The organism is Paenibacillus sp. BR1-192, from assembly GCF_029542445.1.
GTDB classification, from domain to species: domain Bacteria; phylum Bacillota; class Bacilli; order Paenibacillales; family Paenibacillaceae; genus Paenibacillus_AQ; species Paenibacillus_AQ lautus_A.
Map to the genome: position 1 here is coordinate 6,578,391 of NZ_CP120718.1, position 12,719 is coordinate 6,591,109.

Annotated in this window: 15 protein-coding genes; all 15 read right to left on the reverse strand. The window is 40.1% G+C overall.

The window, feature by feature from the left end:
- Positions 1-60: 60 nt before the first annotated feature.
- The 15 genes from P0X86_RS30275 to P0X86_RS30345 all read right to left on the reverse strand — a co-directional run bounded on the left by P0X86_RS30275 (position 61) and on the right by P0X86_RS30345 (position 12,039).
- A complete protein-coding gene (locus tag P0X86_RS30275; RefSeq protein WP_277747203.1) occupies positions 61-2,958 on the reverse strand; it encodes an IPT/TIG domain-containing protein in 2,898 nt (965 codons plus the stop codon).
- 24 nt (positions 2,959-2,982) lie between these two features.
- Positions 2,983-3,342, reverse strand: a complete 360-nt coding sequence (locus tag P0X86_RS30280) for a hypothetical protein (RefSeq protein ID WP_277747204.1) — start codon at positions 3,340-3,342, stop codon at positions 2,983-2,985.
- A complete protein-coding gene (gene fliS / locus P0X86_RS30285) occupies positions 3,339-3,707 on the reverse strand; it encodes a flagellar export chaperone FliS (protein ID WP_277747205.1) in 369 nt (122 codons plus the stop codon). Before fliS ends, P0X86_RS30280 begins: the two co-directional genes overlap by 4 nt.
- Positions 3,708-3,713: 6 nt before the next feature.
- Positions 3,714-4,073, reverse strand: coding sequence for a flagellar protein FlaG (locus tag P0X86_RS30290; RefSeq protein WP_277747206.1), 360 nt, complete (start codon positions 4,071-4,073; stop codon positions 3,714-3,716).
- 13 nt (positions 4,074-4,086) lie between these two features.
- Positions 4,087-4,659 carry a flagellar filament capping protein FliD gene (gene fliD, locus P0X86_RS30295; RefSeq protein WP_277747207.1) on the reverse strand — a complete coding sequence of 191 codons (573 nt, stop codon included), beginning with the start codon at positions 4,657-4,659 and terminating at the stop codon, positions 4,087-4,089.
- On the reverse strand, positions 4,656-5,894 hold the full coding sequence (gene fliD / locus P0X86_RS30300; protein ID WP_277747208.1) for a flagellar filament capping protein FliD: 1,239 nt from the start codon (positions 5,892-5,894) through the stop codon (positions 4,656-4,658). The genes fliD (P0X86_RS30295) and fliD (P0X86_RS30300) overlap by 4 nt, the downstream gene beginning before the upstream one ends.
- A gap of 128 nt (positions 5,895-6,022) precedes the next feature.
- Positions 6,023-6,838, reverse strand: a complete 816-nt coding sequence (locus tag P0X86_RS30305) for a flagellin N-terminal helical domain-containing protein (protein ID WP_277747209.1) — start codon at positions 6,836-6,838, stop codon at positions 6,023-6,025.
- A 107-nt stretch (positions 6,839-6,945) separates the two neighbouring features.
- Positions 6,946-7,167, reverse strand: coding sequence for a carbon storage regulator (locus P0X86_RS30310; protein WP_277747210.1), 222 nt, complete (start codon positions 7,165-7,167; stop codon positions 6,946-6,948).
- Complete coding sequence (locus P0X86_RS30315; protein WP_277747211.1) at positions 7,168-7,587, reverse strand: flagellar assembly protein FliW; 420 nt, start codon at positions 7,585-7,587, stop codon at positions 7,168-7,170. It lies immediately after the preceding gene.
- A gap of 52 nt (positions 7,588-7,639) precedes the next feature.
- Positions 7,640-8,206 (reverse strand): DUF6470 family protein, encoded by a 567-nt coding sequence (locus tag P0X86_RS30320; RefSeq protein WP_277747212.1) that lies wholly within the window; start codon positions 8,204-8,206, stop codon positions 7,640-7,642.
- Positions 8,207-8,246: 40 nt separating this feature from the next.
- On the reverse strand, positions 8,247-9,143 hold the full coding sequence (gene flgL, locus P0X86_RS30325) for a flagellar hook-associated protein FlgL (protein ID WP_277747213.1): 897 nt from the start codon (positions 9,141-9,143) through the stop codon (positions 8,247-8,249).
- 15 nt (positions 9,144-9,158) lie between these two features.
- The gene (gene flgK / locus P0X86_RS30330; RefSeq protein WP_277747214.1) at positions 9,159-10,721 is read right to left on the reverse strand and encodes a flagellar hook-associated protein FlgK; all 1,563 of its coding nucleotides are present in this window, start codon (positions 10,719-10,721) and stop codon (positions 9,159-9,161) included.
- A 26-nt stretch (positions 10,722-10,747) separates the two neighbouring features.
- Positions 10,748-11,248 (reverse strand): flagellar protein FlgN, encoded by a 501-nt coding sequence (locus P0X86_RS30335; protein WP_277747215.1) that lies wholly within the window; start codon positions 11,246-11,248, stop codon positions 10,748-10,750.
- On the reverse strand, positions 11,245-11,541 hold the full coding sequence (gene flgM / locus P0X86_RS30340; RefSeq protein ID WP_015737724.1) for a flagellar biosynthesis anti-sigma factor FlgM: 297 nt from the start codon (positions 11,539-11,541) through the stop codon (positions 11,245-11,247). Before flgM ends, P0X86_RS30335 begins: the two co-directional genes overlap by 4 nt.
- An 87-nt stretch (positions 11,542-11,628) precedes the next feature.
- Positions 11,629-12,039, reverse strand: a complete 411-nt coding sequence (locus P0X86_RS30345; protein WP_009594229.1) for a TIGR03826 family flagellar region protein — start codon at positions 12,037-12,039, stop codon at positions 11,629-11,631.
- Between the last annotated feature and the right edge of the window lie 680 nt (positions 12,040-12,719).

The following is a 12,719-nucleotide window of genomic DNA, read 5'->3' on the forward strand; positions in this document are numbered from 1 at the left end:
TACACTCCTTTAAAAAATAAAGCAGGTACCATTTCCGGTCCTGCTTCATTCTTTAAATATTTATTTATAGGTATAACCCACAGTATTACTTCCTGTTCCTTCATTATTAATCAGTTGTACTTGAACAGTTTCTCCCGAAATACCCGGTGGCACAGTAACCTTCAAACTTCCGGTATAGGTGCCAGTAATATTGGCTTGCGCATTGCCGAAATAAACAGTCATACCCTTGGTTAAATTTTTCGCATAAATATAAACCGTCTCCCCACCTCCAGCATTTCCACTAGATGAAGTCAAACTTGTGATAACTGGTGCTGGTGCTAGAGCCGGTGCTTCATAGATTAATGTAGCAGAAGCAGTTTGTCCGTTAGTAAAGTTCAAAACAACTGGTGCTTCACCTACAATTGCTAGTACAGGTGCAAAAAAACTGAAAGATTTGTCATTAGTAAATGAAGAAATCGGGACGTTTACTCCACCTACTGTCAGAGTCATCGTTCTCTCAAAGTATTCACCACTTACGTAAACAGTTCCACCCTTGTTGTTAATAACCTTATTAGGAGTGAGATTGTTGATTTTAGGCTGAACTGGCTGATAAGTGTATCCTTGAGGCAATGTGATTGTTCCACCGTCACGATTTGTAAGAACTACATCAACAACTCCTACAACTGTAGAGGCAGGTACAGTAACACTGGCATTAGTTGAACTAGTAATACTATTAACTTTCCCTCTAACCCCGTTAAAATCAATTGTCATTCCAGACTTGAAATTTGACCCTTGAATATACACAACATTTCCACCAAGTATTGAACCAGTATTAGGCGATATTGAAGTAAAGGTAATAGGTTCAGGTAGCGGGGTGAAGTAAGTATAAGCAGATGGAGAAATTGTCTCTTGTCCATCAGGTAATACAACTTTAACATCTACCACTCCGTTGTCATCACCTTCCGGAACAGTAACTTTCAGAGTTTTTCCAGACGTGTTCAGTGTAACGGTCGCTTCTTTTGCACCAAAAAACACCTTAGATCCAGTAGCAAAATTTGCGCCATTTATATACACATTATTTCCACCTGTTAATAAACCCTCACTTGGAGTTATTGATGTAATTGTAGGTGGACTAAGTCTTGGCGGCTCCTCATAAGTATATCCTTGGGTCAAAACAGCAGATTGCCCATCTGGATTTACTATTTTAATATCAACAACTCCAGGATTGCTAGTTGGTGGGGCGATAACTTTAATTTGCGTGTCATTATAGTACGTTACTACACTTGCTTCTTGTTCACCAAAGAAAACATTTACTTCTGGGGAAATGAGTTTACCCGATATATAAACACCCTCACCACCAGTTAACAAGCCTTTATTAGGACTAATTGCTGTTATTTCAAGTTTTGGAACAATTTCATCTTCGTAAGTGTAACCCGAAGGGATTGTCAATTGTGTACCGTCAGGATTAACAAACTTAACGTCTACTGGACCAGAATTATCGGCCGGAGGAGCGATGACTTTTAAGTATGTTTCAGAAGTATTCATCGTTACTTGTGAAGGCTTATCCCCGAAAATAACTTGTATGCCTTTCATAAAGTAATTCCCTTGTATAGTTACTGTATTTCCACCAACAAACGGGCCGATATTCGGGCTAATAGAACTAACAATTGGATCAGCTTGATATGTATATATACCTGTAGCTGATTGTTTATCTGGGTTAGTAACCGTCACAATAACTGGACCCTGTTTTCCAGAGGGAACAATCACTTCCAAATTATTAGCATCAATAAAGCTCACATTTACAGACGTGCTTCCAAAAAGAACCTTTGCACCATTCACAAAATTCTCACCTTGGATCTTAATAATTTCGCCACCAGTAGGGGATCCAACGTTTGGGTCAATCGCTGTAATTATTGGAGCTGGGAGCATTACCTGCAATAGACTGTTTGGTATACTTTTACTTCTACTAGCACCTGCAAAATCTTTGTATGAGATTACGGAATTAATAGTAGATACATTAAACTTTCCATTCTTTGATTTATCTACTGGGCGAACTTTATAAGTAAATTTCAAGTTCTTGTCCTTTAATTCGTTAAAACTCCATGTAAGTGTATTACCATTCACAACAGGCTTAGGAATATTATTATCATATGATCCTGGAACCACTTCAAATTCAGGCGCAACTATGTCTACTACTCTCAAATCGTAAGCACTTGCAACTCCAATCTCCTTAACAATAGCTGCATAAATCTCGGCAAGACCCTTAGAACCAAGAACAAAATGATGATGATTAGAAGTTGTCGCCATATCTTTCAGGAGAATATTGGGTCCACTAGTATCTGGATTATCATTTGTGTTAAGAAGCGCAATTGTATAAAAAACTATCCCCTTTTCTTTTGCCTCATTGGCTTTTTGCAAAGCATATGCATACGCATTACCTTGTGGTTCCGTGGCATCACCATCTGTCAATAAAACAATGACTGGTTGAGCATCCTCACGGACATTTACTAGTTCTGTCATCGCTTTATCTATAGCTGCTCCTGTACCCGTTCCTCCATTAGCGTTAATCCCAGATATATAATTCTTTGCTGCGTCCACATCCGTACCTAGAGGAAACAAACCAATATTATTTTGAGAGCTATAATCAACCACACCGACACGATGCACGTTAAGATCCATCAAATCAATAAATCCTTTAGCAGCATCTTTTGCACTGGCCATCTTATTCTCGGTCGACATACTTCCAGATTTATCGATTACTAGAATTACATCGTTCGGTTTGATTACATTGACTGGTGGAGTTCCAATAATATCCAACACCACTTCTGCTTCATCATTTACAGTAATTGACGTTGGATTAACAGAACGTGTCACATTTACATAATCATAAGTTGCTGCGTTTGATACAGGTACACATATACTTGAAAAAACAATTAGAAATGAAAGAAATACTAGCCAATTAAATTTTATTTTTTTCATCTACATTCCTCCTAAGGTAAGAGATTAATTACTCCTATCAATGTACGACCCGAATTCAGAGTAATCATCTCCTGAATATACTTGTCGTATTTTTTTAGCCGTCTCTAACTTGTTAATTGCAATTCTGGATTTCTCCTGCTCATTGGCTAAGGTAGAAGACAATTCAACCTCCATTTGATAGCATGATCGCAATATATCACTGATATCATCCGGCCATATGGTAATTTTATTCAGATCTTTGTATAGTTGTATTTCATTTCTAACTTCACTTTGCTGCTCTTGGATAGTTTCGACTTTTTGTGCAAAGTCTTCATCGGCTATCGAGAGCTGCAACAACTCTTGGGTTAATTGCTGCAAAAATATTACTTTGGATTTTACATTCATGGTTTTACCAAACCTAGTGCTTCATGCCAGGTATCTCTTAATTCAGTCATCAATTTGATACTCTCCATAAGTGGCTCCTGCTCAGCCTTTACATTTGCCTTAATAATTAATTCCTTTATATAATTGTATAAGCTTGACAATGATTGAGAGATATCATACTTCATATCCAAAGTGATGACTAACTCATCCAATATATTAATTGCTCTTGTCAGGTAACTATTCTTTTGTTCATAGTTCCCATTGTCCATTTCCTTGACTGCTAATTTCAAAAATTTAACACAGCCACTATATAACATAAGTGTTAATTCGCCTTTTGTTGCCGTATTAATCTGTGTATTAAAATAGGTGTTTTGTGCCTGATACAAGAGTCTTCACCTCTTCTCGTCAACAATAGCTCCTCTGGCTAACTGTTGCAATTTTTCTACAAGTTCAATAAGTTTCTCCGGTGGGATTTCTCTAATGATTAAATTTGTGTCTTTGTTAATAATCTTTACAATCACGTCTCCCGTGTTCTCATGAATTTTGTATTCAAATTTTTGTGGAGCACCTTCAAGCACTTTATTGACCTTGTTAATTGCATCCAACACTGCTTGTTCTGAGACTGTTAACCTTTGATACTTCTGTTTATTTGCCAATTCAGAATGTTCTCCACCAACCAGACTGTATGATGGATCCTCTGTTCTCTGTCTTAGACTGGGTGTAGATATCACTGGACTATTTGATACTTCCATATGTAACCCCCCTTTATCCAAATTGTTGTGACAACCACGACATTTGACTATTACTACTCTGCAATGCTTTCTCCATAGCTGAAAACTTTTTATAGTATTGATTTTCTTTTTTTAGGAGTCTTTCCTCCCACCTAATAACGTCTTTTTGAAGATCTGAATACTGCTTCCCTAATTCTGTAGAAACATCCAATAATCCCCCACCTGATCGTCCAGCTTTTTTTGTGATAGAAGATACTGTATCATTCATAGTTTCGTAAAGACGATGTGCAATCCCTTTAGATCCATCATCTACAGAAAAATTTGTAAATGCATTTATAACAGATTCTGGATCTTGTTCAATAGCTTTGAGAAGTTTTTCTTCATCAATGACAATTTTCCCTGTATCTTTTGGATTGTACCCTCCTTTAACAAATTTTCCAGTTGTCAATCCCATTTTATAAAGTGAATTATACTCCTGGGGCAACCCATCAATCGTAGCTGTTATGATTCCACGCATGTCCGTGGCCACATTACTTAGAATTGAATCGTTATGAAGAAGCCCTGACTTCACTTTATCTTCCCATAGCTTTATGTCGTTATCGCTCATTTCTTTTTTTCATCCGATGTCAAAGGGTCGTAACCCCTAACCTTTTTATCCGTTAGTTTTGTATTAACTAATTCAATAACCTCATTAAATTCCTTCACAAAACCTTTTATTTTCTCGTATATTCCATCTATATCCCGATCTGCTTTTACTGTAACAGGCGTAGAGGTCTTATCTAGAAGAGTATATGTCATTCCATCTATGGTGAAATTGTTCGAGTCTCGAAACGAAGTAACACCATCAATCTTTACGTTGGCGTCTTTACCAGTTGCGACCTGAAGATCGACTCCTATAGCGTCCAGGAAATTTCCCGACACATTTTCAAGCTTCACTTGAGAAGCTGCACCTGTTGTTTTAGATGTAATAGTAAAGCGATCAGATACACCATCGTATGACATTTTCACTCCAGCTGCTGACTGGTTTACCTTATTCATGATACTCTGCACGCTATCGCTACTTGAATAACTGATTTCTATGCCATTTATTTTAAAGCTATGGGTTCCCGTTCCTGATGGGATTGTCAAAGGATTATTAAAGCGATTTCCTATTTCACTAATTGGTACGCTTATATCTAACTTCGACGACTGTCTTCCATTAAAACCGAGGGATGCAAGTCCTCCATTTCCTTCACTTACTGTAATTGGAGGAAGGGATCCTGGGGTCCCGATCGCACTTAACTCAATAGCTCCATTATTAAGGGAAGCGCTAATACGATTTGGGCCAAATGCTAGATCAATCTTACTTTGTAATTGAGATTGTAATTGAGATGGGGTATAGCTGCCTGCGTCTAATGTTATGGTTCTTGCCACTCCGTTAAGTGAAACATTCAGGCTATCATTAGTGCTTGATATTACATTAGTAGTTGCAGGAAGTGAATTGCCGGATAAGCCAATACTAGAAACACTATTCGTACTTGATTTAATAGCGTTGGTAGCTAGTTCGAAGACCTCAATCGTATGAGAAGAACTTTGATTGGCTGAACCAGTTACTTTTACTTTAGTATCATCAGATGATGAAAATTTCGACACAGCAATGTTACTCGATAGTCTAAAATCCTTCATACTATCTCGAAATGAACTTATTTTCAAATTCACTTCTCTATATGCATTCATTTTGAAATCTACAAGGTCTCGTTTTTGAATAACCTTCTTATAAGGGATTCTCTCAGCGTTCATGAGCTGTTTGATCATTGAGTCAATATCCATTCCTGACGCCATACCCATTATTCTCATTGGCATTTATATCGCCTCCTTATCAAGATTCTCTATATAATATAAATATCGTAAATTCTCGTTAATTTTATTAGAGTGTGTTGATATTTAAAAAGCCCGCTATTAGATAGCGGGCTTCATAACCATTAAGACGATTAACGAAGCAATTGCAATACACCTTGAGGTGCTTGATTTGCCTGTGCCAGCATTGCTGTAGAAGCTTGCTGCAAAATATTGAATTTAGTATACTTCATCATTTCTGCGGCCATATCTGTATCACGCACACGTGATTCAGCAGCTTGAAGGTTCTCAGCAGTGGCACCGATGTTATTGTAGACATGATCCAATTGATTCTGATAAGCCCCTAGTGTTGCACGAGCAGTATTAACTGTTTCGATAGCAGTATCAACTTTCGCCAACTCTGCCTGAGCATCGGTTGCACTACCTACACCAGCAACTCCAAGAGTTACCGCTTTAACATCAATAGCACTTAAATCAATAGTAACCTTATCGCCACTATTAGCACCATATTGAATATCAGTTGTTGCTGAACCTGTACCATCAAGCAGTTTCTGACCGTTAAAGGTAGTTTTAGTTGCAATATCATCAATTGCAGCTTTCAACTGTTGGTATTCCTGATCCATTGCAGCATAATCATTAGTAGTATACGTAGAGTTACTTGCTTGAGTAGCTAGCTCTTTCATACGTCCCAACATATCAGACACTTCAGTCATTGCACCCTCAGCTGTTTGTACCAAAGAGATACCATCTTGAACGTTACGCATGCCTTGGTTCAAAGATTTGATCTGAGCGCGCATTTTCTCTGAGATTGCAAGACCAGCAGCATCATCAGCAGCTCGATTGATACGGTATCCTGAGGATAATTTTTCACTTGACTTTCCTTGTTGGGTGTTGTTAAACACCAGGTTACGATGAGAATTCATCGCGTTAAGATTGTGGTTGATAATCATTGTTTTTCCTCCTTGAGATTTAAATTTCACATCCTTGTGAAGTAGGCATCTCGTCCTACATTATTTATATCGGAAGGAACCAGAAAATGTTGATACCAAAACCAAAATTATTTTTTTATTTTCAATAATAAATTCGGATCAAGTACTTTTGATATCGCTTCACGATTACTCGCCTCGACCTCTTCGACTAATTCTTTTCTAAGAACAATAACATGTTCCGGAGCCCTGATTCCTATTTTCACATTATCCCCTTCGATTAACGAAATATATATCTCGATATCGTTGTTAATTATTATTGATTCTCCGCGTTTCCTAGATAGTACAAGCATTCATACCTCCTCCTCTTCCAGGTCTTTCTTAACGATTAACGGACTCTTTGCTTGATAACCCACTTTTTGAAGTACATGCTGATTCCCCAGCCTTTTCTCAACATTCACTATCAATGGAGCTACTAAGTTAATTGTCGAAGTATCAAGAGAGTCTTGCAGAGTGACAATACACAGCACTAAAGTGCCTTCAGGATCCTCTAATAGCAATTTATTTTTTATACGTTCGTCTAGAACAAGGGAATAATCTGTGTACCATTCAAACGGCGATGTTGTTAAAAAAGCAATATCGGGTTGTTCAAGACTTTTTAGATATAGAAATGAAGTGTCCTTTATCACCTCTAATTCAAACTCATTTAGTTTTTCAAATCCAAGAATACTTCCTTCAAACGACACTCTCATCGCATTCAATTGTTGTACCATTTTGCATCGCCTCCTATAAGAAAAAACTACAGCTAAGCAGCTATAGTTTTCCTTAAGCAAATATATCATAGTTACTAACCCAAATATCAAGGTTGTTTTTATTCTTTAGGTAGATTTCAACTTTAGCAGGGGAAAAAGAAATATCCGGGCGCTTAGGATTGTAATTAACAACTGTCTGATGCGGGGTCCAATTCATATCAAGTACTGTAGGATTATATCGAACCCGTACATGATCTGAAGATGCTGCCCCATTGTATTCAACGATTGTCTTCTCTTGTATACGCTGCGCCATTATATCTGCAATCGTGTTTCCCCTCTTTGTAAATTGCGCAAGCCTATTACCTTCCTCAACGATTCTAGATACATTGACTAAATATTGTTGCTCCATTTGAGAGGAAATCATTTGCATCCATTCTAAATGGTTTCCTTTTCCTAATGCCATCCAAGCTTTGGAACTATCAACTACTAATTCCCCTGATCTTTTTTGAACATCTAAAGCTGCAGGAGCCGTCTCGACAGTCAACTCTCCAGGAGGTGATTGAATATTATGTTGACCAGAGCGCGTTTCGATCCCTATACTAGCAAAGGTCTGACGTATGGACAAACGCTGTAAATTCATTCAATCACCTTCCAACCAATTTTATGTCATACTCTTTTTACTATCTCAAATAATCAAGTAGACTAACTTGCATTATTTTTGCACTTGTAGCCAAAGAGGCTTGATACACACTTTCATCTTGTTTTAATTTCATAATCGTTTCTGCATAATCTGCATCTTCTACTTTTGATTGCATTGCAGTAAGGTTCATTTCCAAATCACCGAGCCGATTGTTAATAAGATCAACCCTATTCGTTTTGGCTCCAATTTCTGAACGGGCCTCATTTATTTTTGCAAGTCTAGTAGACATGTTCCCTAGTTCAGCTTGGGCTGCGGCCTTATCATCTAGATTAAGTGCTGCTTGGATTCTTTGAATGACTCCAAATAAATTATCTGGATCAGTTGGGAGACCAAACACATCCTGCCCTGAAACGTTAACAGCTAAGGAAGCTCCTTCTGTAAACTTATACGTAATTCCAAAAGTATCTGTATCCTGTGTAGGTGCCAACGCCTCATCATATGGAGCTTGATCAGTTAACTGACCATTAAAAATATATTTATCGTTAAATTTACTATTTCCTAAAGTTACTAATTGCTCATAAATTTGCTGCAGTTCAGTATTAACAGCATTTAACGCTTCTTGAGGATTCGTGCCGTTCACGGATTGAACTAACAATTGATTAGCCCTCTGCGAAATATCATTGACCTGACCAATTACCGTGTCCGTATATTCTAGCCATGATAGCGCCGTGTCCGCATTTTTCTGAAACTGCTCATTAAACGATAACTCGCTCCGATATCTTAATGAATATGTAATCCCTACAGGATCGTCAGACGGCTTATTTAGCTTCATGCCTGTAGAAAGCACATTCATATTGCCGTCCATTCTCACTAAATTCGTATTAATATTCCGGATCATTTGCAGGTTCATCATACCTGGTGTAACGCGTAAAGCCATGAACTATCGCCTCCTCTATCTACCTACAACGCCCATGCTGTTAATGATTTTATCCAGGTTTTGATCCACAGTGGTCATAAAACGGGAAGCAGCTCCATAAGAGTGCTGCAACTTGATCAAATTCGACATCTCTTCATCTAAAGAAACTCCGCTTACCGATTGTCTTCTGGAATCAACCTGATCTACTAGCAGCTGGTTATTATCTTGTTGTCTTAAGGCTTCCCGGCTCTGTACGCCTAATTGCCCCATAACAGCCCGGTAGTAATCGTCTACGGTACCTGTCGTTATGCCATTGTTACTTGCTATGGCGTTAAATGTAAACGGCCGTTCTCTAAGCTGAGACATCAATAAAGCAAGCGTATTATTTCCTTTCACTACTTCATCCCCATTAGTGCCCGCTACAACTCGCAGTGAGGAAGCAATTTTATTAGGATCCTGGACAATGGCATTATTAACACTAAATGAGGCAGCCGTGATTGGCCCACCATCCTTCGAGCTAAAGAAGTCCCCGGCAGCCTGAGCGGGTGAAGTAAATAGATACCCAAGTTTATGAAGCCCATTCAAGCCTTTGACAGTTACTGTCGTATCCGCGGTTAATGTTCTTGTAGTCCCGCTATAGGTTATACCATTTAATACGGTTCCTTCAGGAAGTACCGAACCTGCTGGAATCGTAATGCTTACATCCCCGTTAGCTATCGTATTGGCCAACTCGTTCAATTGGTCCAAGTAATCTTTTACGATACCATCCCTGGATTTAATGATGCCGAAAAGTTCCCCGCTATTTAGCCCGTTGCTTCCATAGGCCGTCTCTAGTTGAGCAGGAGTAACAGGGACAGCAGCGTCTCCGGCGACTAACTCAAGCCCGCCCACAGTAACCCGGTATCCTGTTTCTTCTTCCACCACAGTTACATTAGCCATACGGGATAATTCATCAATGATGAGATCACGTTGATCCCTAAGATCATTGGCATTATCACGAAAACCTTCAATGCGGTTAATCTCATAATTCAGCTGCGCCACTTGAGTGGTCAGGGTATTAATATGATCTGCATTTACAGCAATCCCTTGGGTTAGATCAGCCTGCATATCCGTAATTTTCTTGCTGGTTTCGTTAAAAGCTTCTGCCATCGCCAAAGCATTTTCCCTGACGATCTTTCTTGAAGTTACGTTCTCAGGGTCTTTGCTGAATTCAGACCAAGCCTTCCAAAAGTTATCGATAACCGTTGTTAACCCAGACTCAGAAGGTTCGTTAAAAATCGTTTCCAGTTTAGAGAGCGTTCCTGCTTGTACTTCCCAATCACCAAGAGAGCGATTGGCGTTCCAGTATTGTTGATCCAAAAACTGATCTCTTACACGTTTGATATAATTAACTTCGACACCTGTGCCCAGCTGGCCAGGAGATATCTGATTATACATCCCTGGCATAGCCAGCGGACGTGAAGCGATCAAGCCTACAACTTGCCGTGAGTACCCCGGAGTGCTGGCATTTGCTATGTTATGACCGGTCGTGTTCATGCCTGCCATCTGAGCAAAAAGGCTGCGCTTCGCGGTTTCAATCCCGTGAAATGTAGATACCATGTGTTCTCTCCTTAATAAGTGCCACGCTACGCTTTGGCATCAAAAAAATTGTTTTTATTCGAAAGAGCCGGTGGAGTGTCCGTAGGCTTCTTATAGATCATTTCCTCATCCACACCAACGATTATATTTAAAGAGAAGTCAATAAAATGCAGAGACTGCTCAAGCAACTGGGTCGTTAATTCATTCTGCCTTTTTAATATCATGGCGTTACTCAGCAAGCTATCACGGATTTGCATAAGCTCTTGCTTTTCGTTCGGATCGAATACAAGCCGCGATAGCTCGGTTACGCTTAGACTCAATTGGGAACGTATTCCCTTTTCCTGCAGGAAAAAATTCACTTGCTCCACGCGCTGCTGTTCCAGTTCGTTCATCTGTCTTAACAACCGATTTTCAATCGTCATCAGCCGAGTCAAGTTCGACGAATCATTATCAATGATTGCCTGTTGTTTCTCTTTACTGACGTCTATCATTTCAAGATGGACATCATTTAACTTCGTCATTGCTAAAATGACATTCTGTACACTCACTTGGACTCACCTGATTTATTGTAGGATTGAAAATACGGGAGTAATTTGTCTGCCAAACGGTCAACCGGCACTTCATATGTGCCGTTGGTTACAGCTTCCTTCAAACGCTGGATCTTCTCCGCGCGTTCCGGATCCTGTACTTTACTCTGTGCACTCAGTTCCATCGCCTCCGGGGAGATTGATACTTCATCCTTGCGGCGTTTCTTCTTATCGATATGCTGCATCTCCCGAGATTCAATATTCCGTTGATACGAATTGATGCCGTTCACACGTCCCGATTCGTTAATCTTCACGCCCTATTCACCTCACTTAAAATAAAAGACCGATAAGCTTTACTAAGTTTATCGGCCGGATATGAAACATTGTTAATAGTTCAAAAGTTAGTATTTGCGCAGTTTATCGACTGCACTATAAGTCTCTCTATCTTTGCGGGACCCAGGCTGATGTTCCTGGTCGCCAGCAGCAGCCTGCCTCAGTTCCCTCGTTAATCGGGTCCGGCAGGACTCGCACATATTGCTCTCGCGAATCAACGTTCCGCACACTTCGCAAGGATACGCCAGGTTCGGAGCGTTCGCAATCGAGATCCGGCCTTCCTTGATAAACTTCGTAATCTGCCGCACGGATACTTCCGTAGCCTCAGATACCTCATGGATGGTTGCGCCTTTTTGCTCACGCAGGAAGGTTGCGCATTTCTCGTATTCCTTCTCAATCACTTTCATGCATTCAGGACACATTTCCCGAATATTCACCGTATATAACTTGCCGCACCGAGGGCAATTCCCCAAATTCATGCTCAACAACCTCCATGCCACATAGAACCTTTGATACCCCTAGATTACATTATCTGAAGGCCTACGTCTATCATTCGAAAGGAGAATCCACATATTTTTCCTATTTCGGTTGTTTATGAGCGCGCCCAGGTTAAACTATAAATCTCGATGGGCATTTCCAAGAAGGATTCGTATCCTCGCAAAACCTGCGCACAAGCGTTAATCGTACTGCCGGTGGTATAGATATCATCGACAAGTAATATACGGAGAGGCCCTATGATCCGAGATATCCTCTCTGGAGAACCGGTATTCGCTGCGCTCCGCTTACTTATAGACCACAACACTTCGGGTGCTTGCTGTAACGCGCCAAAAACACCCTCCAGATCCTTTAGCCTGTCCACCCGGCTCTTAAAACTCTGTTTATCCGTGTGACGATTACGTTCCAGCAGCGGAGCATAAGGAGTTTTAATACTAGCGGCAAGCCCCATAGCGAGCACTTCCGCTTGATTGAATCCCCTCTCCCGCAGCCTTTCCTGGCTAACTGGAACCGAAGTGACGGCATGTATGCTCCAAGGCACACAACGAGCGTTCCTCAAACGAGGATTAAACATACGGACGTTCGCCTCTCGATGGAACATCGTATAGGCTCGCAGCATCATCTCGACCAAAAGAGACGCGTACCGCTCATTCCCCCTATATTT